Raw genomic sequence first — 25352 nt, 5'->3', positions numbered from 1 at the left:
GGCTTTTTGCTTATTGCGCTTGCAGTGTGTAAATAACCGATACAAAGTCTCCGGATTTTTCATCGTATGCTTCAACACCCGGATACTCATGAGTTAGAGCAATTCCTGCGTACATGAGCTCATCTCCATAAGCTGTTTGGTCTGTTTCCATCACCGTATATTCATAATCAGGATGAAGCCCTTTTAGCTCAATGTGTTCATAAGAAGGATTTGGTCTAGCTAATACTTGATAATAACCGATGATTGCCTGTTTTTGATCGGATGAAACAACCATCCAGCTCGTCACATTTCCATCTTGTTCAAACGGACTTTTTAATCGATAGAATGTTCCATTTTGAATAAGAGATCGGTGTTTTTTATAATACTGAATTTGTTTTTTTACCGTTTCTTTTTCATCTTCTGTCATCAGCGTAACATCCAACTCATAACCAAATGCCCCAAAATACGCAACGTCTCCTCTTGTTTCTAGACTTGTTACTCTGCGTACTTGATGATTTGGTACGGCTGATACGTGTGCTCCCATTGAACTGATTGGATAGGCAAAAGACGTGCCGTACTGAATTTTCAGACGTTCAATCGCGTCCGTGTTATCGCTCGTCCAAGCTTGGGGAGCATAATAAAGCATTCCCGGATCAAATCTAGCGCCCCCGCTTGCACACGATTCAAATAAAATATCCGGAAACTTCTTTGTTAGTCGCTCATACAAATCATATACTCCTAAAATATAGCGATGTACTACTTCAAACTGGCGATTCGCAGGCAGCCCAACAGATCCAATCTCCGTTATATTTCGATTCATATCCCATTTTATATACGAGATAGGTGCTTCACTTAAAATAGCTTCCATTCGTTCATAAATATAATTCACTACTTCTTCTCGTGAAAAATCAAGCACATATTGATTTCTTCCATGAGACTGATGACGATCTGGCACATGAATTAGCCAGTCTGGATGCTTTTCATACAAATTGCTTTGCTTTGAAATCATTTCAGGTTCAAACCATAATCCAAAGTCCATACCTAATTCCGTTACTTTTTGAGCAAGTGATTTCATACCGCCCGGAAGCTTATTTTCATCTACAAACCAGTCTCCAAGAGAAGTTGTATCATCATTACGTTTACCAAACCAGCCGTCATCCAATACAAAAAGTTCAACGCCCAGCTTTTGTGCTTCTTTGGCAATATGTACAATTTTCTCTTCGTTAAAATCAAAATACGTCGCTTCCCAGTTATTAATTAAAACTGGTCGCTCTAAATCCCGCCATTTTCCTCTAGCGAGACGCTTGCGATAAAGCTCATGATACTCTTGGCTAAGGCCGTTTAGCCCATTATTTGAATAAGCCAGTACTAGTTCTGGTGATTGAAAAGTTTGTCCACTTTCTAGTCGCCACTGAAAATCAAAAGGATGAATGCCCATCGTTACTCTTGATACATTATAGTGATCTACTTCCACTTGTCCAAGAAAGTTTCCGCTGTATACGAGACTAAAACCATACGCTTCTCCAATGTGTTCAGTTGCAGCTGGATTCTTTAAAATTAAAAATGGGTTTTGCTGACTGCTGCTTGTACCTCTCGCACTAGAAATACTTTGAATACCCGGCTGAAGCATTCTTGTTTTCACGTGTCTCTCTCGAATCCAAGCACCGGAAAGCTGAACCATTTCATAATTTGATGTAGGCAAATCAATGCTGCCGCTCATGATACGCAAAATATCGACTGGTTCTTCTCCTCTATGTTCAAATCGTGCGTGACGCGTAATAATATTTCGGTCTTCGTAAACGGTGTACGTTAAAATAAGTGATGCATTGAGCAATTTATCAATCATTTCAACTTCTACACTCGTGGCTTCACCCTCTTCTTCTACGTATGTAGCAGGTAAGCCGTTTAATGGCTTCTTGCCTTTGTAAATTTTATGGTTATCGTATTCAAAATTTGTGATTCGGCTTCCGTTTTGCTGAAGAAGTTGATAGGCTGGCTCTCTGAAGTCTGTTGTCCCATAAGAAGAATACTCTTGTTTGATTGTTTCAAGAGAAAATGCTAGTTCTCCTTCATATACCGAAGCGCTAGCTCCTCTTGTTTCTACACGTAAAAAATGCTGAAAAGACGGACGGTGCTTAAGCTTTTTTCCATAGTATAAGTGACCAAGCTGCCCGTTTCTCAACACTGAAAAGATATAACTTACATCGCGGCCCTGCAGGTGAAACTCCTTGGTACGTTCATTAAATAATATTCCCACTCTATCTCTCTCCTCACCATCAAATATCTAACGAGACATTTCCTTTTTCATCTATTGCCGTTGCATGCTCAAAAGTAGCTGCTACATTAATCTCTTTGCTCTCATACCATTTGGCTAAATCTTGGAATAACTCTTCTGTTTCAATCATTCTTGTATCTACTCGCAGTTCAGTTTCGTAGCTATGAAGAGACCAAGTGCTTTCATTAAATAGGGTCATCTCCACATCTAGACACATTTCCTTCCAATTGGGGGCACACCGAATAGGGTGAAGTATGTCTGAACATGCAATAGTGTAGCGGTTAGAGCCATTCTTATTCATAAAACAATGAACAGAAGAGGTACTCACATCCCCCTGACTAGTTTGTATAGATTTATATAGTTGAATATCTAACAACGGAACGCTCCATTTTAACGCCATTTTTGGAAGAATTCTTTTTTTAATCGACTTGACCGTTAATTTAATAAAATAAACACCATCTTTTTTTGTTTCATCCAATACAACATGCACACCTGGTCCCTTGTTTATCTCCAAGTTTATATAGGGTGTAGCAATCACTTCTTTCATCTCCTTTATCATCATTATAAGTTTATACACCCACGAAAATGTAACCGCATTCAAAAGTTTGTTTTCGTATTTATTACAAGTAGATCACTCTAATCGAAGCTTTTTTACTTTCTTTCATTTTATGTAAAATACTTTCTAGACTCAATGGTAAAAATCAAAGTGAAAAAAAGCATTTTTTTGCTTTATCTAGCAATTAACTAAACGCTCTTTATCTCTTAGCGCGCAATTTTCTCTTCTTTTTCAAAAAAAGATGACAAATCTAACAATATAGTATAATAATAAATACTGCAGAATGATTATACAAAGAAAGGATGACAAATATGAATCATGGACCTTCTCTTCTTAAACAACTAAAATTATGGCATATCGTCATGATAGGATTAGGCTACATGGCACCCATGGCCGTTTTCGATACATTTGGCATTGTAACTGAATCCACAGATGGACATGTTTCAGGTGCTTATGCATTCACGTTGATTGCTATTTTATTCACAGCCATTAGTTATGGAAAAATGGTAAAAGCTTTTCCCGGAGCTGGTTCTTCTTATACATACGCACAGCAAGTAATGAATCCAAGCATTGGTTTTTTGGTAGGATGGACGGCTCTTCTTGATTATCTATTTCTACCGATGATTAATGCACTTTTGACAAATATTTACCTAAGCTCTCTGTTTCCAGGTGTTCCAAAGGCCGTATGGATTATCAGCTTTGTTGTCATCATGACCATAATGAATATTTTTAGCGTTCATTTAACCGTTTCTTTTGGTACGCTATTAGTTGCTTTTCAAATTTTAGTCGCTATCATCTTTATTATTTTAAGTGCTACAACTCAAGGCGAAGAGTTATCATTTAAACCGTTTATAAGTGAAGCGGCCTCTGTATCTCTGTTATTAAACGGGGCGGCCATTTTATGCTTTTCTTTTTTAGGCTTTGATGCCGTAACCACCATGGCGGAAGAAACAATTAAGCCTGAGAAAACCATTCCCAAAGGGATTCTCATTATTGCATGTACAGGAGGCGCGTTATTTATTACAGTTTCTTACTTTGCTCAGCTTCTTTTCCCTTCAGCCTCTTTGTTTCATGATTTAGAAGGTGCATCGGCTGAAATCGCTTATAAAATTGGCGGCCAGCTTTTTCAATCTATTTTTGTAGCAGCGGCCTTGACTTCAACTATTGCTTCTGGACTTGTCTCACATATGAGTGCATCAAGACTTCTCTACGCAATTGGGAAAGATGGTTATCTGCCGCGAGGAATTTTTGGCTATATTCACCCTAAAACAAAGACGCCTATTTGGAACGTAGTAATTATTGGTGGTCTCTCTTTAATTTCACTAGGTCTGTCTCTTGAAAAAGCTACCTCTTTAATTAATTTTGGCGCTTTAATTGCGTTCAGCTCAGTGAACATAGCAGTTTTTATCCATTATTTTATTCATCAAAACAAGCGTTCCTTCAGTGGATATATTTCATATGTACTTATGCCTCTACTCGGCAGTTTATTTTTGTTTTTTATGTGGCTTAACTTAGAAAAAACATCCTTATTTATCGGTATTGTTTGGAGTATAATCGGTATTATTTATTTGCTGATTGCTAGACGAAAAAATACCATTACCATTCCTACTTTTCATTTTGATTAAGGAAATAGACTTAGCACACCTCGACATATTTTCCCGGAAATAATGTCGAAAAAAAGTAATTGAGACATAAGCAAATCAATCCCATCTAAACACGAACAAAAGGGTAAACGATCTAGTATGAATCACTCGTTACACCGCTGTTGATTTCCGTGCAAGGCTTCGCTTTCCGCGGGCGGCCGTTGAGCCTCCTCGTCGCTTTCGCTCCTGCGGGGTCTCATCTGTTCCGCTTTTTCCGCAGGAGTCTTCGCCTTGCCCTCCAATCAACAGCTAGAAGCAACTAAACACTTGAAAGCTGCATTTACTATACCAATGAAAAAATCCGAACGAGTTTGATTCTCAACCAAGAATCAAACTCGTTCGGATCTTTCTTCAACTAAAATACTTTCGCACCAGTCTCTTTTTATTTTTAAGATTGTGAGACCTTTTCCAAAATGCGTCTTTTACGGTAAAGCATCATTCCAACTTCTCCTATGTCAGTAATCGCTTGTTTGTTAATATACGCCCCAAATACCATTCCTGCTATAGGAATCATTTGAAATAGCTTTTTCCATCCCAAGTTGTCTCTATAAGTTAGAAACACTTCTCTCCAACCTTGGAGCTGCTGCAAGCTCTGCGTTCGATTGCCGCTTGCTAATTCTTCTAAAATCGCACGCTTGCCTACAATATCAGAGGATGAAAACTGCATGCATTTGACCATAAAAATGCGTTCCTCTTGCTCAGTGGGATCGTAACCATAAGAAACAGCCACTTCTTGCAGTGTCTTAAGTGTAAGTCCCAATACAAAAGGAATATCAATCGCCAGTGTAAAAATTCCACCTACTCCTGTTGTAGCTCCTTGCAGCTGTGCATTCTTTTTTCGGACTTCAATAAAATACTCCGCCAATTCATCCATTTCCTGCAGAGATAAATGCTGAATATCCTCTATTGAAAGCTGATTATTTTCTTGTAACTGGGCTGATGCTTTCTCTAGCGTGGCAGATGTATTAGCTAAATACTGACCTCCATTATCAACATACTTAGCAATTTCATCTAATAATTTTTCTATTTTTTGATGAATGAACTTTGGGGTTACTTTATCTAAAGCTGAAAAAGGCAAGCGAGCCAGCCGCTCCCAGAAAAAAAGTCCTTTTTGTTCTTTCTCCCACTTTTCAATTTTTCGTAATTCTATTCTCAAATGTTCATGCTCTGACATATCCTCACTCTTTTCCTCGATTTATCAGCTCTGTCCTACTTGTTTATTCCGCACATATTTAATGATAAAAAACAATGCAATTAAAACAACCAGTCCGATTCCAATAGGCTGCATATATTGAGACACAATCGGCCCCACCTCTTTCCACTTAGGTCCTAACTTATATCCTAAATATACGTAAATAGCCGTTACTGGAAGCATCGCAACAAATGTGTAAATAGAAAACAGCCAGACATTCATTTTTGCCATCCCGCACGGAAAAGAGATAGCTGTGCGCACTCCTGGAATAAACCGTCCAAAAAAAGCGACCCCGCTGCCGTACTTATTAAAAAAGCGATCGGCAGCGTCAATTTCTTTTTCTTTCACCAAAAAGTATTTTCCATATTTTAAAACCAGCGGTCGTCCACCGTAACGTCCCAGTGCATAAAGAGTCAACGGTCCACAAACACCGCCTACTGTACCTGCAAGGATAGCCAGATACAAGTTCATATCACCTTGATACACCCCATACCCTACTAAAGGTAAAACTAGCTCTGCCGGGACAAACTCAAACGTTAATGCTAAAATTACGCCAAAATAAGAGAGCTGTTTTAGCGCTTCAATTAAAGAAAGTAAAACCGACTCTAACAAAAATTCTCCTCCTCATGTCATTAAATCTAAGACTGCAAAACTATAATTCAGCCGATTGATAGATAAAAACCAACGCGACATAGTTTTTTCCTTTCCCTCTTTACGTATGACGTACTACAAAAGTTTCAATAAAAAAAGCGCTAGTTTTATCCAGCGCTTTTATAGTTTAAAGTTAATTTGAATAATACCTACTTTGCGAAGAGCATCGTATAAAATAACTAAAGCCGGTCCTAAAAATAATCCGACAAAACCTAAAAGTTTAAATCCAATGTACAAACTAACTAGTGCAGCCAAAGGTGAAATACCCATATTTGTAGAAAATACTTTTGGTTCTACTACACGTCTTACTACCGTAATGACTCCAAATAGAATAAATAAGCCGATTGCAAGTGAATCATGTCCTTGAGTAAGAGCAAAAATCCCCCACGGGACGAGTACAGAGCCTGTCCCAAGGATTGGTAAGATATCGACAATTACAATTAATAAACTAAGAAGCGCGGTATACGGAACATCTAGTAGCCAAAGCCCTACATAAGCCATTATAAAAGTCATGACACTTAAGATAATTTGTGCCTTGATAAAACCAACCCCCGCTTGGATAAGCTGAGTGATGACAACTTGTAGCTTATATTTCGTTTCTTCTGTTAAGAATGACTTAATTTTATTTTTAATAGCAGGCAGCTCAAGGCTGATAAATACAAGCGCTACTAAATAAATAAGAAACTCTAATAGAAACCCAGGAACAGTAGCGGCAAAGCTAATGATGATTTCTACAGTACTTTTTAGTAGAGAATCTAATGAATTCACGGTTTTTTCAAGTGTGCGCTCGATAGAAGAAATCACTTCTGTAGGAAGAGCGTTTGAATAGTACTTCCACTTAATAATAGTTGGATAAATTGCGGTTTCATAGATTTCTTTTACAAATGAAGGTGCTATTTTTGAAAGAGCAACCACTTGCGTAACGATTGTCCGAACAATAAAAAATCCAATAAGTATGAGCGAAACAACATATAAAATGAAGGTCATAAGCACTGCATAGACTCTCTTCATTTTAAAAGATTGATGCAATTTTTGAACAATACCCTCAAGTGCTAATGCTGTTAATAAAGCAAACACAATCGGTAAACTGTAAGGGATTAACAAACATACGATTACTACCGAGGCGATGACCCATATTCGCTTTTTCCACATACTCTACTATCCCCCTACTAGCTAAGCTATCTCTACATTTACTGATAAAGAAAGGAACCAGTGACTGCTTTATGTAAAAATAAAATTTGGATATTTTTATACCTGATGTTACATATTATAGGGTCAATTCCCATAATAATAAAGGAATTATTATGAAAAAAGCTACTTATTCTAATTTTTTGAATAGAATAAGTAGCTTTTAAGTTTATAAATTAGCCGGCCCTCATGATCTCTGTACCTTTTTTAGGGTCAAATTTACCTTCAGATTTAGACATTACGATTGCTGCTAGTGTGTTTCCTACTAAGTTAACAACCGTACGTGCCATATCCATGATTCTGTCTACTCCCGCAATGAAGGCTAATCCTTCTGCCGGAACGCCGATTGTTCCAAGAGTAGCTAGTAATACAACAAATGATGTTCCTGGCACTGCAGCCATTCCTTTAGATGTAACCATCAATACTAGAATGAGCGTCAGCTGCTGAACGATCGTTAAATCAATACCATACACTTGCGCTAAGAATAACGCTGCAATAGCTTGATAAAGAACAGAACCATCTAGGTTAAACGTATAACCAATTGGTACAACGAACGATACGATAGCTTTTGGACAGCCCATCTTTTCAAGCTTTTCCATAATACGTGGAAGAACTGTCTCAGAACTAGATGTACTGTATGCTAACAACAGTTCATCTTTCATATAGCGGAATAAGTGGAAAATGTTAATCCCTGCCCATTTCGCGATTCCTCCTAATACAACAAGTAGGAAGAAAATTAACGCTAAGTAAACTAAGATAACAAGCTTTCCTAATGAAAGGAGTGACTCTAAGCCGAATTTTGAAACTGTTACACCAATTAAAGCAAATACACCAATTGGAGCCACTTTCATTACAAGGTTTACCACGTGAAACATTGCGTGAGAAACGCCGTCGAAGAATTGTACAACTGGCTTTCCTCTTTCCCCAATTGCCGCTACTCCAAGTGCAAATAACACTGTAAAGAAGATAATTGCTAGCATGTCTCCTTCAACAATTGACTGGAAGAAGTTTGTCGGAACAATGTGTAAGAACGTTTCAGCCACTGACTTTCCTTCTTGCTGTTCGGATGTTTCAACGTATTGTGAAATATCACTCTTCTGTGCTGAATGAATGTCTACACCTTGCCCAGGATGAAAAATATTAGCAATCAATACACCGATTACAATTGCAAAAGTTGTAATAATTTCAAAATAGAGAATGGTTTTAACGCCAAGCTTTCCGACCTGTTTACCGCTCCCTGCTCCTGCAACTCCAACGACTAAGCTTGAGATAACAATTGGAATAACAATCATCTTAATTAATCTTAAAAATAGGTCTCCTAGCGGCTGTAGGTATGTTACTACACGCGGATCGTTAAACCAAATTACCCCTACAAGAACACCGAGGATTAAACCGGTAAAAATCTGCGTAGCCAAACCAAAACGAATTTTTTTCATAGATGTACCTCCCCAAAGATGTATGACATTTGTATATACTTTTCTGAAAAAACAAAAAAAGACTATTCTTAAGAAAGAACAGCCTTTTACTTACGCTATTTTGGGCTCTTTCTCTCAATGAAGCAAACGGGGTTAACTGTCGGATTCGGAATTGAGAGTTTCCTACCTTTTTGTAAGGATTCACCCCAAGGCAGCTTTACTGCCGATAATGATTCCCCCGCTCTATACGATTAAGCTTATTATTCAGTTTTTATAAAATTAAAACGATCTATACGTTGTCATACGTTTTTTACAGTCAATAAAACTAAACAGAAGTCTTACTTTTACTTAACTTTATACTGCACAAATATTAATTTACTATTTTTCGACACGTTTTGTCAATACCCATGTTTATAAAACGCTTACAAAAGGCGATAATATATATTTATGCAAAAAAGCTATTGCAATGTTGCAATAGCTTTTTCTTGCTCTTTGAGTCTTAATTAGAAGCTTAAGGGACTAAAGAACACGCGTGTTTATTTTATAAAAATACAAAATATAGAATAGCTGCTAAAACAATTCGATATAGTGCAAATGGTACTAATTTGATACGATTAATTAATTTCAGGAAAAAGCGAATAGATATAAGCGCAAAAATAAAGGCGCTGATAAAACCAGCAATAAAAAACGGTAGTGCATCTGATGTGAAATACTGCCAGTTTTTAACCAATGAAAGTCCACTTGCTCCTGCCATGATTGGCACTGCCATAATAAATGTAAAATCTGCGGCTGCCTTATGGCTCATTCCAAGAAGAACCCCTCCTGAAATTGTTGAGCCTGAACGAGAAAACCCTGGCCAAAGAGCAATACATTGAAACAGTCCTATACCCAGTGCTTGTCCATAAGACATTTGGTCCACCGTCTCTACACGCGGACGTTTAGGTCCAAACAAATCTGCTAGAATCATTAATACAGCTCCGACCACTAAGCCAATTAGCACCGTATTTAAAGAAAACAAATGTTCATCAATGTAATCATCAAACAAAAGTCCTAACACTCCTGCGGGTAACAGACCAACAATTACCTGCATTAAATTCAAGCGATTTGTCGGTCCAATTGGAGCAGCTGGTTTTTTTCCCAATCCTAATAAATTAATAAAACGATCTTTAAAAATAACAACTACTGCTAAGATCGACCCTAGCTGAATAACAATTTTAAATGTATTAGCTACTGGAGATGAAAATAATTCTTTTGAATTTAACCACAGGTCATCCACAATAATCATATGCCCAGTTGACGAAACAGGAGCAAACTCTGTTAAACCTTCTACAATCCCTAAAATGATTGCTACAATAATTTCCCACATAAAGCTATGTACCTTGCCTTTCTTTCAAATTAATAAGCTTATCGCTTCGTTTTACATGCTCAACTATTTTCCTATTTTGACACTTGCTTTTTTATCATAATTGTTAAAACTATGAAATACAATGTGTATTTGCAAAAAGATAAGAATCTTTAATAATTTGTAATAAAAAGCTTACATCCTATACCCAAAAAACAAGATATCAGCTTTTATTTGTTTTAAAAAGCAGTCACTATGTTCGGTATAAATTCCGGTACCTTAGCTAAAAATGAATCATCTAGACTATTTTTCTTTGGTGTGAAAAAATGACTAAATCATTATGTTTTTTCCATCCCCTTTGCTGTCATCTATCATTTTAATCAACTAGTGCTGACTTATACGACATATCCCCTAAGTAATTTGAAACTTTTTTCTCTCTTTTCTCGTATATAGTAGTATCTTTTTTAGGAGGCTTTTTACTATGAATGGAAATGTACGTACAATGAAATGGGTCACTGCTGGGTACGAAGCCTTGCTGGGAATTCCTTTAATCGGTGCGGGGATTGTTATGGGCTTTAGCTATACTCCTCTTTTTATTGGATTTATTCTTCATGCTATCACGCTCATTTTAGCTAATAGACGAGGGTTATCTGCTTATGGAAACATACTAGGGATTGTTACCTCACTGGTTGCTTGGGTTCCATTTTTAGGATTTATCATGCATATTATTACAGCTATTGTGATTGCAATCGATGCTGCTAGACAACGCTAATTGTCTAGCTTTTTTTATTTAAGGGTTGATTTTTTACCGAATGATGGTAAACTTAAGCCGTAAATCGAATAATTTGAATGTTATTTCTACTAGGGGTGTCTGGTAGCTCAGACTGAGAGAAGAGTGCAATAAAACTCTTTAACCCTTTGAACCTGATTTGGGTTATACCAGCGGAGGGAAGTAGTCTTGAAAAGAATAGTATATGTTTATTCTTTTTTCGCCTATTCCATCGGGTTCTGTCTATCACAGAACCCGATTTTTTTATGGTTCGGTATAGCTACACTTTATGCGAAACCGGAGGAATATGTAATGTCAAAACAAAATGTATCAGTTTCTATGAAAAAGCCTTTTCCAAACAGTCACAAAGTATATGTCCAAGGATCCAGACAAGACCTTAAAGTGCCTATGCGTGAAATTCATCAGTCTCCTACTACAGGGTCTTTTGGTGAAGAAGAAAATAGTCCCGTACGTGTATACGACACGAGCGGTGTTTATACAGATCCCTCTTATGAAATTAATTTACAAAAAGGATTACCGGCTCTGCGCGAAAAGTGGATTGCAGAACGAAACGATGTAGAAACATATCAAGGCCGTACGGTTCAGCCACAGGATAACGGTTATTATGATGGTGATCCAAGAGATCAGTACGAGCGCTTTATTACTAATCGTTTACCTTTGCGCGCGAAAAAAAATCAAAATGTAACGCAAATGCACTATGCGAAAAAAGGAATCATCACGCCCGAAATGGAATTTATCGCTATTCGTGAACAGATGGATCCTGAAGTTGTGCGTGAAGAAGTAGCAAGAGGACGTGCGATTATCCCTAATAATATCAATCACCCTGAGAGCGAACCGATGATTATCGGCCGCAAATTCCACGTGAAAATTAATGCTAATATCGGAAATTCAGCTATTCGTTCAGCTATTGAAGATGAAGTAGAAAAAATGACATGGGCAACGCGTTGGGGAGCCGATACAATTATGGATTTATCAACAGGAAAGGATATCCACACAACACGCGAATGGATTATCCGCAACTCGCCTGTTCCTGTAGGGACCGTTCCTATTTACCAAGCGCTTGAAAAAGTAAAAGGTGTAGCAGAAGATCTAACGTGGGAAGCATATCGCGATACATTAATTGAACAAGCAGAACAAGGTGTTGATTACTTTACTATTCACGCAGGTGTTCTTTTACGCTATATTCCTCTGACAGCGAAACGTACGACAGGTATTGTTTCACGGGGAGGATCCATCTTGGCGCAGTGGTGTTTAGCTCATCATGAAGAGAACTTTTTATATACTCGCTTTGAAGAAATCTGTGAAATCTGTAAAGCATATGATATTTCTATTTCGCTTGGCGATGGGCTACGTCCTGGTTCCATTGCAGATGCTAATGATGAGGCACAGTTCGGTGAATTAGAAACGCTTGGTGAATTAACTAAAATTGCTTGGAAACACGATGTTCAAGTTATGATTGAAGGTCCTGGACATGTCCCTATGCACCTCATCAAAGAAAACGTAGATAAACAAATGGAAATATGCCAGGAAGCTCCCTTCTATACTCTTGGACCGCTTACAACTGACATCGCTCCAGGCTATGACCATATTACATCGGGTATTGGCGCTGCAATGATTGGCTGGTTTGGGACAGCTATGCTTTGCTACGTAACGCCAAAAGAACATTTAGGTCTGCCGAATAAAGAAGACGTTCGAGAAGGCGTTATCACCTATAAAATTGCTGCGCATGCCGCTGACCTGGCAAAAGGCCATCCAGGAGCACAAAAACGCGATAATGCACTGTCTAAAGCAAGATTTGAATTTAGATGGAATGATCAATTTAACCTGTCACTAGATCCAGAGCGTGCAAAAGAATATCACGATGAAACACTTCCCGCTGAAGGTGCTAAAACAGCCCATTTCTGTTCAATGTGTGGACCTAAATTCTGTTCGATGCGTATTTCTCAAGATATTCGTAACATGGCTCACGAAAATGAAAAAGATGTAAGCGAAGTAAGAAAAGAAGGAATGAAAGAAAAAGCTAAAGAGTTTGTTAACAGTGGTTCAAATATCTATCAATAATGAAGTAGAACAGCTTAAAGAACAAATTAAGCAGCTTGAAGGAAAGTTATTATTTGTTCAGCAAAATTGTCAGCACATTATCGTTGAATCCTCACATTCTTCCGTAAGACGCTGCATTAAGTGTTTCTATCAACAAGAAGCAGAAGCTGGGAAAAAAGTATTTTAGTTGAAGAAAGATCCGAACGAGCTGAATTCTTGATTAAGAATCCAACTCGTCGGATTTTTTCATTGGTAGGGTAAACGTAGATTTCATGCATGGAGTTACTTTCATCTTTTTTTGAAACGTGCTTTCAGCATGTTCTTAATCCAATATAGTATTTTAATAATAACCCAGCCTATAAATGTACCTAGCGTATTCAAAAAGATATCATCAATATCAAATACGCGTTCCGTTAGCTTGTACTGTAAAATTTCAATCAAAAAACTGATTAAGAAACCAGTCGTAAACACTTGAATAAAACCGTCAAACCACTTCATAAACAAAGGAATAAACATTCCAAGAGGCGCAAACATCACGATATTTCCCAGTATATTTGTCAGAGTGAGCATTATATTCCCGCTGTCCCACATCAGACGGATCGTACTAAATAAATCCAAGTTCATTGCTTTTCCGTAAACATGTTCGTTTTCCCGTATGAGAGTAGCATAAATGACCACTGCCGTATACGCAATAAATAGAGTGAACATGACTTTTTTAACGATTGACCTGATGCTTACATTCACTTCAACATCACCTTCTTTGACTCCCAAAACCATTTATTATTATCTATATGTACCCGTCCACTGCTTTCATTCGTAGTGAATGCATTTACATGCTTTTTTATCCTATCACATCAATAAATAAATACAATTCCCTTTATACAATTTTATTAAGCTTGATTCTTTATAAATAAAAATCCTCATCATTTTATTCTACTCATTTCATTAATTTCTACATCTATAAATAATAAGAAGCAGCGAGATAACACTTCGCTGCTTCTTATTTAATCTGGATAATAAGGATTCAAATGGATTAATACTTCCTGAATATTATCATGCTTTTTCATAAGTGTAGCTTTGATCTCTCGTCCTAAATCATGGCCTTCCTTAATTGTTTTAAAGTGGTCAATTGAAATACGTACATCCACTAATATGTAATGGCCATGTTCTCTTGCTCGAACGCGATCAATCCGCTTCACATCTTTAAATTCATAAATACTTTCTTCAAGTTCTTTCAGTAGCTCTTCATCAATATTGCCTTCCATTAAGATTTGAAAAGACTCTCCCATCATTTGTCTGGCAATGTTAAAAATTAAATAAGCAACAAAGATACTTGCTATTTTATCTCCGTATAACAGCAGTTGAACATCCATTTTATCACCAATAATGGATAATAAAACACCAATTGCCGCCGCAATAGAAGCAACAATATCTGCTTTATGATCAAATGCAATTGCCTCAATTGCCTTACTGTGGTGCTGCTTCGCTACGTTTAAAGAATAACGGTACAACAACACCTTTGCTATGTATGAAATAACTGCAATCCACATGGCTAAAATATTTGGAGATTCAACCGGATGGAATAAACCAACGACTCCTTCAAATACCACATAAAATGATACAAGCAATAAAATAATTCCTACAATCCCTGAGACAATTACTTCTGCTTTTCCATGCCCATATGGATGATCATCATCTGCCGGCTTATTTGCTACTCGTATAACCAACAAGACAATAATAGAGGCAAATACGTCTGCTGCAGAGTGAATACCATCAGCAAATACGGCATCACTATTTCCAACCCATCCTACTATTACTTTTCCTAGCGTAAGGGCAATATTGCTCCATACGCTAATCCATGCTACTTTTTTGGCAATGGACTCCCTTATACTATTGTTCATTTGCACACCTCGACTTACTTCTTGAAAAATCAGCTTTTTTATCTTATCACTGTTCATTCAAGTGGGTCTAGAGCAACCTATTTTCATTTAGCTATATATGTTTCAGCACCGCAAAATTACTGATAATCCACAACATATCTTTCTTATTTCTCTGCCAGCTTCTTACGATCAGTTGCCATTGGAGGTTCTTCCATCCACCCTTGCTCAATCATAATTCGAATTCCATCTTTTCCGTACTTCCCTATGCGCCCAATTAGCTGAGAAAATTCTACTGCTACATCCGAACGGAAGGCCATAGACAAACCAGCACCGCAGTTATCAATAGCGATCGTCACCGCTGTAGAAGTATGATACATCATCAGCTTATCTGAAAACGGTGAAATCGTTGAGTTGGTTACATATGCATCAAGCAGCCTCGGACTTGGTAAATCAGCTTCAGACAGTAACTCGGTGAAGTGCTTGATTTGCTTACTTGCAAGCTTGACTCCATCAAAAAAATAAGAGCGTAATTTTTGTGTGGTAGCTACTTGACTAAAGGCCAGCATCAGCGTTTTGCCTAATACGTTTGTATTAACAATTTCTTGAATAGCCGTAACCTCTAAAGAAGTTAAAGGATGCATTTGTGAGAAAAATGGTGATATAAATTTTTTTTCATCAACAAAATTCACTTTTACAGGATAAGGAATAACTGGAGGTCTCATCAGCATGCTTTTTCTTAAAATAACGTGGTTAGAATTCTCTAAAAGAATGTCGCTTTCTTTTACACATCGAGATAGGTGATCATAAATATCTTGCCTTCTCACTGCGCTTAGCGCCCTGGCATATTTCTTCATACCTCCAATGGCCATTTCGTTTACATAAATAGCCATAAAAATATCATCAAATAAAGCAGGAACTCCTTTGTTCACATCTTGTTCCCCAAACCCTACTGGTATTGGAATTTTTTCTGAACTGAATAATTCCGTTAATTCATCTACATGGGTTTGTGAAAACTGATGTGCTTTTTTTAAGAGTTCTTTAATCTCTGGATCTTTTACAACAGATAGAAAGTAACCAAGAACACATACATACAGCGTATCACCTAAATATTGCGCCCATAAGTAACCTAACTCGGCTGCATTCAACCGCTGATTTTGTTGACGTTTTTGCATTTCACTCTTTATATCTTCGTTCATTCACTTATTCTCCTTTTGGATAAGGTCGTACTTTTACTATCTCCAAAGAAGCGCTGAATAAACCGCATAAAAAAGACCTAGATAACAAGTCTAGGCCTTTTAGGTTATGCATATTTCTGGTCTTCGGTCTCTTTTCTAAAAAAGCTCTTCATCGCGTGAAAAACGTCTGATTTTTGTTTTAAAATAAAGTGTCTAAAGCTTTCGTCTTGAATATTTTTGTACGCAGACATTAAAGTGGAATGTCGATTGTACTGATTCACTTCCCCATACCCAAACATATTTGACACTTTCATTAATTCATTTACTAACTTTACACACCTTGCGTTATCTGAAGTTAAGTTATCACCATCTGAAAAATGAAACGGATAAATATTATAACGGCTCGGATCATACTTTTGGTTAATTAATTCAAGCGCTTTTCGGTAAGCAGATGAGCAGATGGTTCCTCCACTTTCTCCTTTAGAGAAGAAGTCTTCTTCTGACACTACTTTTGCCTCTGTATGATGCGCAATAAATTCAATTTCCACTGTTTCGTATTTCGTACGTAAAAAGCGTGTCATCCAAAAGAAAAAGCTTCGTGCCATATATTTTTCCCATATGCCCATCGAACCGCTCGTATCCATCATAGCTAAAACGACTGCTTTCGATTCTGGCTTTATAACTTCATTCCACGTTTTGAATTTCAGATCCTCAGGATAAATAGGATGAAAAGCAGGCTTTCCTGTCATTGCGTTTCGCTTATAAGCGCTCATCATCGTTCGTTTTTTATCAATATTCCCCATCAAACCTGTACGTCGTATATCATTAAATTCAATGTGTTCCACAACAATTTGATCAGATTCTTTTCGCTGAAGATTAGGCAGTTCTAATTGAGCAAATAAAGCCTCTTGAAGCTCCATGAGGGACACTTCCGCTTCAAAGTAGTCTTCTCCAGCCTGGTCACCTGCTCCTTGACCTTTTCCTGCTCCTTTTTGACCATCTCCAGCAGATCCGTCACGTGCTACTACATCCCCAACTTTACTGTCTCCATCACCTTGACCCACATGTTTGTTTTTATCATAATTGTACCGAATTCGATATTCATCCAATGATTTGATCGGGATTTTAACAACTTCTCTTCCATTGGACATCACGATATTTTCTTCTGTAATTAAATCCGGTAAATTATTTTTAATTGCTTCTTTAATTTTTTCTTGATGTCTTTTTTGATCATCGTGGCCTTTACGATGGAGGGACCAGTCTTCTTTTGAGACAGCAAAACTTTTATCTACTTCTTTTCCCACGCTTTTCCCCTCCTTATTTAAAAAACACCTGCACGTTTTTACTCGGCATGCATAAGCTATACCGAAAGTTTCTGACAAATACCTTTAGTTCAAAGGTTGGTTACTCTTATCCTATGCGCAAGAATGGTATACTTGCTAACTAATTCTTTCACTATTAACTATTCATTTTATAGTGTCTAGTGTCATGTATATGTTTATGACTTATCATATGATGGTTAAGTGCAATGCGTACTACACACTTGCCTAATTATGCAGAGTATTTTAAAGATAAGAAAAACATGGCACAGATCGGAAGTGCCATGTTTTCTTGTTAGTACTGAGTTATCGATTTAACAAACTTCCTACATAGCGCAGCAGTTCATTAGCAGATACTGAATTGTATCCATGCTCATCAATCAATCGAGCCACTACTTCATTTACTTTCTTCAGCTGCTGCTCATCTGGTGTTTTAGTGGACGTTGTAATTTTCACTACGTCTTTTAAATCCGCAAACAATTTTTTCTGAATCGCTTCGCGTAAGCGCTCATGGGAATTATAATCAAATCGTTTTCCTTTACGTGCATAAGCGGAAATACGAATTAAGATTTCTTCGCGGAATGCTTTTTTTGCATTTTCTGAAATACCAATTTGTTCTTCAATTGAACGCATTAATTTATCATCTGGATTTAACTCTTCTCCTGTTAGCGGATCACGAAGCTTATTTTTGTTGCAGTATGCTTCGACATTATCTAAATAATTATCCATTAATGTTTTAGCAGACTCTTCGTACGAATAAACGAACGCTTTTTGCACTTCCTTTTTAGCAATTTCATCATATTCTTTACGCGCCAGAGAAATATAATTCAGGTAACGCTCTCGGTCCTCAGCAGAAATAGACGCATGCTGTGCTAACCCTTCTTTCAATGAACGCAGTACATCTAATGCATTGATTGATTTAATATCTTTTCGAATGATGGTAGATGAAATGCGATTAATGACATAACGAGGATCAATACCGCTCATTCCTTCATCCGTATACTCTTTTTGTAACTCTTCTACGTCTGCATCGTTATAGCCTTCTACAGATTGACCGTCGTATAGGCGCATTTTCTTTAATAAATCGATATCGCCTTTTTTAGGCTCTTTTAATCTTGTTAACGTAGTAAAGATAGACGCAATACGTAACGTATGAGGGGCAATATGAACATCTGATACGTCGCTTTCACGAATCATTTTGTCATAAATTTTTTCCTCATCACTTACTTTTAAGTTATATGGAACAGGCATGACAATAATTCGTGAATGCAAAGCTTCATTTTTCTTATTGGAAATAAACGAGCGATACTCCGTTTCATTTGTATGCGCTACGATTAATTCATCTGCACTAATTAAAGCAAATCTTCCTGCTTTAAAGTTTCCTTCTTGGGTTAAAGAGAGTAAATGCCATAAAAATTTCTCGTCACATTTTAGCATCTCCTGGAACTCCATCATTCCCCGGTTTGCTTTATTAAGCTCTCCGTCAAAGCGGTAAGCGCGCGGATCTGACTCAGATCCATACTCTGCAATTGTTGAAAAGTCAATGCTTCCTGTTAGGTCGGCAATGTCTTGAGATTTCGGATCAGAAGGACTGAACGTTCCAATTCCAGTTCGTTTGTCCTCTGAGAAGAAAATGCGTTCGATAATGACGTCTTCAATTCTGCCGCCATACTCTTCCTCTAATCGCATTGTATTTAAAGGAGATAAGTTTCCTTCAATTCGGATACCATACTCTTCAAAGAAGTCTTTACGTAAATGATGTGGAATTAAATGCAGCGGATCTTCATGCATTGGGCATCCTTTAATAGCATAAACAGCTCCTCGATCGGTAAGCGAATAAGCTTCAAGCCCTCTTTTTAACATGGTTACTAGCGTCGATTTACCACCACTTACTGGACCCATTAAAAGTAAAATACGTTTACGAACATCTAAACGCTTTGCAGCTGGATGAAAATATTCTTCCACCAAGCGTTCTAGCGAATCTTCAAGTCCAAACATTTGTCCACTGAAAAATTTATAATGTCTTTTACCATTTACCTCTTCAATTCCTGCATCCTTTATCATGTTGTATACTCTAGAGTGTGCAGGCTGAGCAATTAAAGGCTCATCTTTAATCAGCTTTAGGTACTCTTCAAATGTCCCTTCCCACTTAAGACGATTCTCTTCTTCGCGGTATCTTTCAACTTTCTTTAATATATCCATTAAAGGACCTCCCCTACTAGTTATGGTGCTAGTGAACAAGATTAATACAATCTATGCAGCAAAATGTTTGAACATGCTTTTTAAATTGTAAAATTCAGAAATTTGTCCTTGCTAGGCATTCACAGTGAAGTATTTATTAGCTATAATAAAAGAGTAAGAAGGAACGGTTAAACGTTGTTAGAGAACTTACGTCTCTATAAGAGTTATTTTGTCATTATTACACATCATGAGATATGGGAAGTCGGGTTTTAACTGTAATAGCTGTATAATCCAATCCTTTTAATTAGATTGAGGAGGAAAATCAATGCGCTTACTTTTAGTATTAGGAGTAACAATTGCTTTTTTAGCATCCATCTTCAGAGCGGGATACAATGATAAACCGGGCGTTAAAAAATAACCACTACATATCATCGTCGACATAAATAAAAAAGCGAGGTTCAATAAAATTTGAACCTCGCTTTTTACTTAAGATAAACCAGCATAATTTTGTTGGCGCAGCGCTTCATAGATTAAAATAGCTGCTGTATTAGATAAATTTAAAGAACGAACATTTTCTGTCATCGGTAAACGAAGACATCTCTCCATGTTCTCTTCAATAATGTGCTTTGGCAGACCCTTTGTTTCTCTTCCAAATACGAAGAAATGATCCTGCTCTAAGTCACTATAATCAAATGTTGTATGTGGCTGCTGACCAAATTTTGTGATGAAGTAGAAACCTGCTTCAGGATACTTTTCAAATACTTCTTCTAATGAATCATGATACACCACATTTACAAATTCCCAGTAATCCAATCCAGCTCGCTTTAACATTTTATCATCTGTTGAAAAGCCTAACGGTCGCACTAAATGCAGCGTCGTATTGGTTGCTGCACATGTTCGCGCAATATTTCCTGTATTTGCTGGAATTTCTGGTTGAAATAATACTACGTGTACTCCCACGAATTTTCACCTCTGCTAACAAATCTATTCATCATTATACCACTAACTTGCTAAAACGAAAGTCTTACCGATCAACGATATGGAAAAAATCATACTTAATCTTTGGCGTGTAAGCCGTTGAATCTTCATAAGCCCAATATCTCATTCGACTATTATACGTGTTCGCATTCACAAGAGGCATACCGTGACCGTCTTTTGCTACAACAATCGTCGTATGATTCCATCTTCCATCTCCTTCAAAATCGTAGCAGATAACGTCTCCAGGGACAAGTTCGCTTGCTGAAGATTTCCGCACAGCCCGAAGTCCAGATTTGGAGTTACTTAAATAGCTGTGCATGGAATGAGCAACTGCCCAGCTGTAACTCCAGGCGTTCCCTCTCATCCACCATCCGTTTGCTTTTTTAGGATATCCTCGCATCGGCGCCTTTCCTGCATGCAAACACTGTGAAATATAGTTGGTGCAGTTTACCTCAAACTGCTTATAACTTTCATTAGGTTTATCCCAATATTTTTCTGCATACTGAACAGCCGCAAGACGATCATAATAAGAGGCTCTTTCTTCGTCTTGCTCTACTTCTTCTACATCCATGTTAACCTCATCTTCAGAAAAATTCTTTACCAGCAGCTCATCTTGAATAAGCGTATCTTTATAAAAAAGAGCTAAACGATCTTCAATTTCTTCTTCTATATAGAAAAAATCGTTTTGTTTTAAAAATGCCTGAATGTGCACCTTATATAATACTCTTGTTTCTTCCTGATCCCTATGAGCAGATTGAATAGAACCTTTCATGTTACATTTTAAAACATCAACATCTCTTTTTTTTATAAGAGACCGCTTTAGTTCACACTGATGTTCAATGAAAGGCTTAAAGTCCTCATGAAGCTCACCTTTTACATAGCTGTCCGCACGCGCTTTAATTAAAGTATATAATACATTCCTTTTTGTTAGCATAATGTCACCACTTTTCTAAGCGTTTATTATACGCTATGACTCATTAGCTAACTTTATCAATAAAAATACGGTTTAGATCTCTTGAAGCATTTCTATACCTTTTGACATTTCTTCAATTACTTCTTGGTCCTTTTCTTTTTCTCTTAAGTTCATAAGTGTATCTAACGCTTCTTTATCACCAATTTTGCCTAACGCCCATGCCGCTGTTCCTCGAATGACAGGGCGAACGTCATTTTTAATTAACTCAATTAAATCTGGAACGGCGGTTTGATCTTTAAAATGGGCCAGTGCAATAATGGCATTACGCTGAATTGGCTTTTTCCCTCTCCAAGACCCTGAAACATGCCCAAATTTCTCTTTGAATTCACGATTACTCATCGTTAAAAGCGGTTTTAATTTAGGCTTCGCAAGTTCTGGGTCAGGCTCCATCTCAGGGTGGAAATGAAAGTCTTTTCCTTTATTTTCAGGACACACAGTTTGACATGTATCACAGCCATATAAACGATTGCCTAATTTACTTCGAAATTGTTCAGCTAAAAATCCTTTTGTTTGGGTTAAAAAGGCAATGCATCGCTGCGAATTCAGCTGACCGCCTGTTACAAGCGCGCCGGTAGGACACACGTCCACGCACTTATTACAAGTACCACAACCGTCTTCTATCGGTTTATCAGGAGGAAACGGGATATCTGTAATCATTTCTCCTAAATACACGTAGGAACCGAATTCAGGTGTAATAATGGCACAGTTCTTACCGCTCCAGCCAATACCAGCTCTTTCCGCTACAGCTCGGTCCGACAGCTCGCCTGTGTCTACCATCGATTGAAGGATAGCTGCAGGTACTTTTTCTTTTATGAAAGCTTCAAGCTTTTGAAGCCTATCACGTAAAACCGTATGATAATCTTGTCCCCAAGAAGCACGGCAAAAGATCCCTCGGCGATCTTCCTTTGTGCTCTTTGGTGCATCCTTTAATTTAGAAGGATACGCAAGTGCAATTGAAATAATAGATCTAGCTTTTGGAACAACTAATGTGGGATCTACTCTCTTTTCAATATCAGGTTCTTCAAAGCCTGAAGCATAACCTAACTCTTGCTGTGCTAACAATCGATTCTTTAATTCACCAAACATAGAAGCACTCGCAAATCCAATCTTATCGATTCCAATCTCCTTGCTGTATGAAATAATTTCTTCCTTCAACTGATACGCATTCATAGTGAGTCATAGCCTCCTTTCTCAGAAATTCTATATATTCATGCATTGAACTGTTTTCTCACTCAATGAAATGATAGGATGGTATCTATAAACGAACAAATACTAATTATAATAGAAAGGATCAAAAAAATGAACTTTACATTATCACCCTCTATTAAACAGCTTTGCCCTTCTTTTAAAATGGGAATCATTCAGTATAAAAATATTGAAGTTGGCGATTCTCCTCAAATGCTAAAAGGACGTCTACGCCTTTTTCAAGAATCCATTTATTTCGACCTTGAGTCAAAAAAAGTAACAGAATTTAAAGGTGTTAGCGAGTGGAGAAAGCTTTTCAAAACATTTGGTACTGATCCAAGTAAATACCGTCCTTCTATAGAAGCTTTAATTCGACGAATAGGAAAACAAACGTATCTGCCTTCTATCAATTCTGCTGTGGACATTAATAACTTTTTTTCATTGCAATATGAAGTACCAATTGGAATTTATGATTCCTCTAATTTAGAGGGCCACGTTGAATTTACTATCGGTAAAAAAGAAGAGTCTTATGAAGCTCTAAATGAACGTAACATTTCTTTAGAAAATAAAATCATTTCAAAAGATGCCCTCGGAGCTTTCGGAAGCCCTTATGTTGATTCTAACCGAGCGTACGTAACTGAAAAGACAACACAAGCTGTACAGTTCATCTATTTAAAACCTTCACTTTCAGAAGAACAGGCTTATAAACTAACTAAATCCCTAAGTGACATGTTCATTCAAATTCACGGCGGCGAAGCAACCTATCAAGTCATTAACTGATGTACGTAAATACAGCGTCTATCTTGAAAAGATAGACGCTGTATTTACGCTAAAAATAAAAAACGCAACATCTCAGCTTTGAAAGCGAGACACTGCGTTGTGATAACAATATGTATGGAGCGGGTGATGAGAATCGAACTCACGACATCAGCTTGGAAGGCTGAGGTTTTACCACTAAACTACACCCGCAAATATTATCAAAATTTGTCGACCAATAAGTAAAAATAAAAACAGGAATCATCCTGTCAAGTAAAGCTAAAGTACCGATGGTCGGGGTCGAACCGACACTCCCGAAGGAACACGATTTTGAGTCGTGCGCGTCTGCCAATTCCGCCACATCGGCAAAATAAAAAAGGCAAGTTAAAATTATAAATGGTGCCGAGGGCCGGACTTGAACCGGCACGGTAGTCACCTACCGCAGGATTTTAAGTCCTGTGTGTCTGCCAATTCCACCACCCCGGCAGCTTGTAAATAAATGGAGGCGGCAACCGGATTTGAACCGGTGATAAAGGTTTTGCAGACCTCTGCCTTACCACTTGGCTATGCCGCCATTTACTCAAGACTAAATAACTTTATTAAAATTGGAGCGGAAGACGAGGTTCGAACTCGCGACCCCCACCTTGGCAAGGTGGTGTTCTACCACTGAACTACTTCCGCAAATATGGCTGGGCTAGCTGGATTCGAACCAACGCATGACGGAATCAAAATCCGTTGCCTTACCGCTTGGCGATAGCCCAATATTGGAATATGCATATCGTTTATAAATGGGGCGACTGATGGGAATCGAACCCACGAATGCCGGAACCACAATCCGGTGCGTTAACCACTTCGCCACAATCGCCACGTATATATGCAATGTTAATTTTATAATTGGCAGGGGCAGTAGGAATCGAACCCACACTGACGGTTTTGGAGACCGTAGTTCTACCTTTAAACTATGCCCCTGTAAATGGTGGAGGGGGGCAGATTCGAACTGCCGAACCCGAAGGAGCGGATTTACAGTCCGCCGCGTTTAGCCACTTCGCTACCCCTCCACAATAACTGTGGTGCCGGCAAGAGGACTTGAACCCCCAACCTACTGATTACAAGTCAGTTGCTCTACCAGTTGAGCTACACCGGCATTTTAAAAACATTTGTTTTTAAAATGGTGGCTCGGGACGGAATCGAACCGCCGACACAAGGATTTTCAGTCCTTTGCTCTACCAACTGAGCTACCGAGCCTTATTCAATTTAAAATGGCGGTCCCGACGGGAATCGAACCCGCGATCTCCTGCGTGACAGGCAGGCATGTTAACCGCTACACCACGGGACCACTTGGTTGCGGGGACAGGATTTGAACCTGCGACCTTCGGGTTATGAGCCCGACGAGCTACCGAACTGCTCCACCCCGCGATGATAATATATGGTGGAGGATGACGGGATCGAACCGCCGACCCCCTGCTTGTAAGGCAGGTGCTCTCCCAGCTGAGCTAATCCTCCACTATTATGTAGATAAAAATAAATGGTGACCCGTACGGGATTCGAACCCGTGTTACCGCCGTGAAAGGGCGGTGTCTTAACCGCTTGACCAACGGGCCACTGTGCTAATTAAATAAAAATGGCGGAGAGCAAGGGATTTGAACCCTTGAGACAGCGTTAACCGCCTACACGATTTCCAATCGTGCTCCTTCGGCCACTCGGACAGCTCTCCAAATGGCTCCACAGGTAGGACTCGAACCTACGACCGATCGGTTAACAGCCGATAGCTCTACCACTGAGCTACTGTGGAATAATAATAGCCTGGCAACGTCCTACTCTCACAGGGACAAAG

Annotated in this window: 21 protein-coding genes, 17 tRNA genes and 2 riboswitches; of the genes, 5 read left to right on the top strand and 33 right to left on the bottom strand. The window is 38.2% G+C overall.

Annotated elements, in window-relative coordinates; all coding sequences use genetic code 11:
• Positions 1 to 10 precede the first annotated feature (10 nt).
• Positions 11 to 2236 (bottom strand): alpha-galactosidase, encoded by a 2226-nt coding sequence (locus ACOZIR_RS27700; RefSeq protein WP_045295297.1) that lies wholly within the window; start codon positions 2234 to 2236, stop codon positions 11 to 13.
• 19 nt (positions 2237 to 2255) lie between these two features.
• Entirely contained in the window at positions 2256 to 2801 is a 546-nt protein-coding gene (locus ACOZIR_RS27695; RefSeq protein ID WP_224357741.1) for a hypothetical protein, read from the bottom strand.
• 320 nt (positions 2802 to 3121) lie between these two features.
• Here ACOZIR_RS27695 and ACOZIR_RS27690 point away from each other — a divergent pair, with 320 nt between their 5' ends.
• Positions 3122 to 4435: an APC family permease gene (locus ACOZIR_RS27690; protein WP_421536092.1), complete on the top strand. Its 1314-nt coding sequence runs from the start codon at positions 3122 to 3124 to the stop codon at positions 4433 to 4435.
• A 129-nt stretch (positions 4436 to 4564) separates the two neighbouring features.
• On the opposite strand, the gene ACOZIR_RS27685 is transcribed toward ACOZIR_RS27690, so the two are convergent.
• From ACOZIR_RS27685 to ACOZIR_RS27660, 6 genes are all read right to left on the bottom strand, one after another.
• A complete protein-coding gene (locus ACOZIR_RS27685) occupies positions 4565 to 4699 on the bottom strand; it encodes a hypothetical protein (RefSeq protein WP_255256646.1) in 135 nt (44 codons plus the stop codon).
• A 142-nt stretch (positions 4700 to 4841) separates the two neighbouring features.
• Positions 4842 to 5627: an EcsC family protein gene (locus tag ACOZIR_RS27680; protein ID WP_310879172.1), complete on the bottom strand. Its 786-nt coding sequence runs from the start codon at positions 5625 to 5627 to the stop codon at positions 4842 to 4844.
• Positions 5628 to 5651: 24 nt separating this feature from the next.
• Entirely contained in the window at positions 5652 to 6257 is a 606-nt protein-coding gene (locus ACOZIR_RS27675; RefSeq protein ID WP_421536091.1) for a DedA family protein, read from the bottom strand.
• A 159-nt stretch (positions 6258 to 6416) separates the two neighbouring features.
• Positions 6417 to 7448 (bottom strand): sporulation integral membrane protein YtvI, encoded by a 1032-nt coding sequence (gene ytvI, locus ACOZIR_RS27670; RefSeq protein WP_045295302.1) that lies wholly within the window; start codon positions 7446 to 7448, stop codon positions 6417 to 6419.
• Positions 7449 to 7660: 212 nt separating this feature from the next.
• The gene (locus tag ACOZIR_RS27665; protein WP_045295303.1) at positions 7661 to 8920 is read right to left on the bottom strand and encodes a cation:dicarboxylate symporter family transporter; all 1260 of its coding nucleotides are present in this window, start codon (positions 8918 to 8920) and stop codon (positions 7661 to 7663) included.
• 106 nt (positions 8921 to 9026) lie between these two features.
• Positions 9027 to 9167: riboswitch (cyclic di-AMP (ydaO/yuaA leader) on the bottom strand.
• 273 nt (positions 9168 to 9440) lie between these two features.
• Positions 9441 to 10265, bottom strand: a complete 825-nt coding sequence (locus tag ACOZIR_RS27660; protein ID WP_045295304.1) for an undecaprenyl-diphosphate phosphatase — start codon at positions 10263 to 10265, stop codon at positions 9441 to 9443.
• Between the two features lie 457 nt (positions 10266 to 10722).
• Here ACOZIR_RS27660 and ACOZIR_RS27655 point away from each other — a divergent pair, with 457 nt between their 5' ends.
• The 3 genes from ACOZIR_RS27655 (at position 10723) to ACOZIR_RS27645 (ending at position 13258) form a co-directional block, all read left to right on the top strand.
• Positions 10723 to 11013, top strand: coding sequence for a hypothetical protein (locus ACOZIR_RS27655; protein ID WP_045295305.1), 291 nt, complete (start codon positions 10723 to 10725; stop codon positions 11011 to 11013).
• Positions 11014 to 11094: 81 nt separating this feature from the next.
• A riboswitch (TPP riboswitch) is annotated at positions 11095 to 11209 on the top strand.
• A gap of 113 nt (positions 11210 to 11322) precedes the next feature.
• Positions 11323 to 13092: a phosphomethylpyrimidine synthase ThiC gene (gene thiC, locus ACOZIR_RS27650; protein ID WP_045295306.1), complete on the top strand. Its 1770-nt coding sequence runs from the start codon at positions 11323 to 11325 to the stop codon at positions 13090 to 13092.
• Positions 13070 to 13258 carry a hypothetical protein gene (locus ACOZIR_RS27645; RefSeq protein ID WP_045295307.1) on the top strand — a complete coding sequence of 63 codons (189 nt, stop codon included), beginning with the start codon at positions 13070 to 13072 and terminating at the stop codon, positions 13256 to 13258. Before thiC ends, ACOZIR_RS27645 begins: the two co-directional genes overlap by 23 nt.
• Positions 13259 to 13359: 101 nt before the next feature.
• On the opposite strand, the gene ACOZIR_RS27640 is transcribed toward ACOZIR_RS27645, so the two are convergent.
• The 8 genes from ACOZIR_RS27640 to queG all read right to left on the bottom strand — a co-directional run bounded on the left by ACOZIR_RS27640 (position 13360) and on the right by queG (position 22747).
• Positions 13360 to 13815 carry a VanZ family protein gene (locus ACOZIR_RS27640; RefSeq protein ID WP_224357742.1) on the bottom strand — a complete coding sequence of 152 codons (456 nt, stop codon included), beginning with the start codon at positions 13813 to 13815 and terminating at the stop codon, positions 13360 to 13362.
• 260 nt (positions 13816 to 14075) lie between these two features.
• On the bottom strand, positions 14076 to 14972 hold the full coding sequence (locus tag ACOZIR_RS27635; protein ID WP_045295312.1) for a cation diffusion facilitator family transporter: 897 nt from the start codon (positions 14970 to 14972) through the stop codon (positions 14076 to 14078).
• Between the two features lie 143 nt (positions 14973 to 15115).
• Complete coding sequence (locus tag ACOZIR_RS27630) at positions 15116 to 16147, bottom strand: DUF3231 family protein (RefSeq protein ID WP_045295308.1); 1032 nt, start codon at positions 16145 to 16147, stop codon at positions 15116 to 15118.
• 104 nt (positions 16148 to 16251) lie between these two features.
• Positions 16252 to 17430 (bottom strand): sporulation protein YhbH, encoded by a 1179-nt coding sequence (gene yhbH, locus ACOZIR_RS27625; protein WP_028412691.1) that lies wholly within the window; start codon positions 17428 to 17430, stop codon positions 16252 to 16254.
• Positions 17431 to 17751: 321 nt separating this feature from the next.
• Positions 17752 to 19647, bottom strand: coding sequence for a PrkA family serine protein kinase (locus ACOZIR_RS27620; RefSeq protein ID WP_013055179.1), 1896 nt, complete (start codon positions 19645 to 19647; stop codon positions 17752 to 17754).
• Positions 19648 to 20112: 465 nt separating this feature from the next.
• Positions 20113 to 20586 carry a tRNA (uridine(34)/cytosine(34)/5-carboxymethylaminomethyluridine(34)-2'-O)-methyltransferase TrmL gene (gene trmL, locus ACOZIR_RS27615; protein WP_016762878.1) on the bottom strand — a complete coding sequence of 158 codons (474 nt, stop codon included), beginning with the start codon at positions 20584 to 20586 and terminating at the stop codon, positions 20113 to 20115.
• Positions 20587 to 20650: 64 nt separating this feature from the next.
• On the bottom strand, positions 20651 to 21538 hold the full coding sequence (locus ACOZIR_RS27610) for an amidase domain-containing protein (RefSeq protein WP_045295309.1): 888 nt from the start codon (positions 21536 to 21538) through the stop codon (positions 20651 to 20653).
• Positions 21539 to 21610: 72 nt separating this feature from the next.
• Entirely contained in the window at positions 21611 to 22747 is a 1137-nt protein-coding gene (gene queG, locus ACOZIR_RS27605; protein ID WP_421536090.1) for a tRNA epoxyqueuosine(34) reductase QueG, read from the bottom strand.
• 129 nt (positions 22748 to 22876) lie between these two features.
• Here queG and ACOZIR_RS27600 point away from each other — a divergent pair, with 129 nt between their 5' ends.
• Positions 22877 to 23542, top strand: coding sequence for a B3/4 domain-containing protein (locus ACOZIR_RS27600; protein ID WP_045295310.1), 666 nt, complete (start codon positions 22877 to 22879; stop codon positions 23540 to 23542).
• Between the two features lie 115 nt (positions 23543 to 23657).
• Here the strand turns inward: ACOZIR_RS27600 and ACOZIR_RS27595 are convergent.
• The 17 genes from ACOZIR_RS27595 to ACOZIR_RS27515 all read right to left on the bottom strand — a co-directional run bounded on the left by ACOZIR_RS27595 (position 23658) and on the right by ACOZIR_RS27515 (position 25310).
• Positions 23658 to 23731, bottom strand: a tRNA-Gly gene (locus ACOZIR_RS27595).
• Positions 23732 to 23803: 72 nt separating this feature from the next.
• A tRNA-Leu gene (locus ACOZIR_RS27590) sits at positions 23804 to 23885 on the bottom strand.
• Positions 23886 to 23915: 30 nt separating this feature from the next.
• Positions 23916 to 24004 (bottom strand) — tRNA-Leu (locus ACOZIR_RS27585).
• Between the two features lie 14 nt (positions 24005 to 24018).
• A tRNA-Cys gene (locus ACOZIR_RS27580) sits at positions 24019 to 24092 on the bottom strand.
• Between the two features lie 32 nt (positions 24093 to 24124).
• Positions 24125 to 24199: transfer RNA gene (locus ACOZIR_RS27575), tRNA-Gly, on the bottom strand.
• A 5-nt stretch (positions 24200 to 24204) separates the two neighbouring features.
• A tRNA-Gln gene (locus tag ACOZIR_RS27570) sits at positions 24205 to 24279 on the bottom strand.
• A gap of 28 nt (positions 24280 to 24307) precedes the next feature.
• Positions 24308 to 24383 (bottom strand) — tRNA-His (locus ACOZIR_RS27565).
• A gap of 30 nt (positions 24384 to 24413) precedes the next feature.
• Positions 24414 to 24487 (bottom strand) — tRNA-Trp (locus ACOZIR_RS27560).
• Positions 24488 to 24492: 5 nt separating this feature from the next.
• Positions 24493 to 24576: transfer RNA gene (locus ACOZIR_RS27555), tRNA-Tyr, on the bottom strand.
• A gap of 10 nt (positions 24577 to 24586) precedes the next feature.
• Positions 24587 to 24662 (bottom strand) — tRNA-Thr (locus ACOZIR_RS27550).
• Positions 24663 to 24687: 25 nt separating this feature from the next.
• Positions 24688 to 24763: transfer RNA gene (locus ACOZIR_RS27545), tRNA-Phe, on the bottom strand.
• 15 nt (positions 24764 to 24778) lie between these two features.
• Positions 24779 to 24854, bottom strand: a tRNA-Asp gene (locus tag ACOZIR_RS27540).
• 3 nt (positions 24855 to 24857) lie between these two features.
• Positions 24858 to 24934 (bottom strand) — tRNA-Met (locus tag ACOZIR_RS27535).
• Between the two features lie 11 nt (positions 24935 to 24945).
• Positions 24946 to 25021: transfer RNA gene (locus ACOZIR_RS27530), tRNA-Val, on the bottom strand.
• A 23-nt stretch (positions 25022 to 25044) separates the two neighbouring features.
• Positions 25045 to 25119, bottom strand: a tRNA-Glu gene (locus ACOZIR_RS27525).
• 21 nt (positions 25120 to 25140) lie between these two features.
• Positions 25141 to 25232: transfer RNA gene (locus ACOZIR_RS27520), tRNA-Ser, on the bottom strand.
• 3 nt (positions 25233 to 25235) lie between these two features.
• Positions 25236 to 25310: transfer RNA gene (locus ACOZIR_RS27515), tRNA-Asn, on the bottom strand.
• Positions 25311 to 25352: the final 42 nt, after the last annotated feature.

Source organism: Priestia sp. D3YE.R1 (genome assembly GCF_049199565.1).
Lineage (GTDB): Bacteria > Bacillota > Bacilli > Bacillales > Bacillaceae_H > Priestia > Priestia aryabhattai.
This window is presented reverse-complemented; position numbering and strand designations above follow the sequence as displayed.

What these genes read in the sequence shown, in the direction of transcription:
- ACOZIR_RS27695 (WP_224357741.1), bottom strand. Translation starts at nt 2,801, where the DNA reads ATGAAAGAAGTGATTGCTACACCCTATATAAACTTGGAGATAAACAAG.
- ACOZIR_RS27690 (WP_421536092.1), top strand. Translation starts at nt 3,122, where the DNA reads ATGAATCATGGACCTTCTCTTCTTAAACAACTAAAATTATGGCATATC.
- ACOZIR_RS27680 (WP_310879172.1), bottom strand. Translation starts at nt 5,627, where the DNA reads ATGTCAGAGCATGAACATTTGAGAATAGAATTACGAAAAATTGAAAAG.
- ytvI (WP_045295302.1), bottom strand. Translation starts at nt 7,448, where the DNA reads ATGTGGAAAAAGCGAATATGGGTCATCGCCTCGGTAGTAATCGTATGT.
- ACOZIR_RS27665 (WP_045295303.1), bottom strand. Translation starts at nt 8,920, where the DNA reads ATGAAAAAAATTCGTTTTGGTTTGGCTACGCAGATTTTTACCGGTTTA.
- ACOZIR_RS27660 (WP_045295304.1), bottom strand. Translation starts at nt 10,265, where the DNA reads ATGTGGGAAATTATTGTAGCAATCATTTTAGGGATTGTAGAAGGTTTA.
- ACOZIR_RS27655 (WP_045295305.1), top strand. Translation starts at nt 10,723, where the DNA reads ATGAATGGAAATGTACGTACAATGAAATGGGTCACTGCTGGGTACGAA.
- thiC (WP_045295306.1), top strand. Translation starts at nt 11,323, where the DNA reads ATGTCAAAACAAAATGTATCAGTTTCTATGAAAAAGCCTTTTCCAAAC.
- ACOZIR_RS27635 (WP_045295312.1), bottom strand. Translation starts at nt 14,972, where the DNA reads ATGAACAATAGTATAAGGGAGTCCATTGCCAAAAAAGTAGCATGGATT.
- ACOZIR_RS27630 (WP_045295308.1), bottom strand. Translation starts at nt 16,147, where the DNA reads ATGAACGAAGATATAAAGAGTGAAATGCAAAAACGTCAACAAAATCAG.
- ACOZIR_RS27620 (WP_013055179.1), bottom strand. Translation starts at nt 19,647, where the DNA reads ATGGATATATTAAAGAAAGTTGAAAGATACCGCGAAGAAGAGAATCGT.
- ACOZIR_RS27610 (WP_045295309.1), bottom strand. Translation starts at nt 21,538, where the DNA reads ATGCTAACAAAAAGGAATGTATTATATACTTTAATTAAAGCGCGTGCG.
- queG (WP_421536090.1), bottom strand. Translation starts at nt 22,747, where the DNA reads ATGAATGCGTATCAGTTGAAGGAAGAAATTATTTCATACAGCAAGGAG.
- ACOZIR_RS27600 (WP_045295310.1), top strand. Translation starts at nt 22,877, where the DNA reads ATGAACTTTACATTATCACCCTCTATTAAACAGCTTTGCCCTTCTTTT.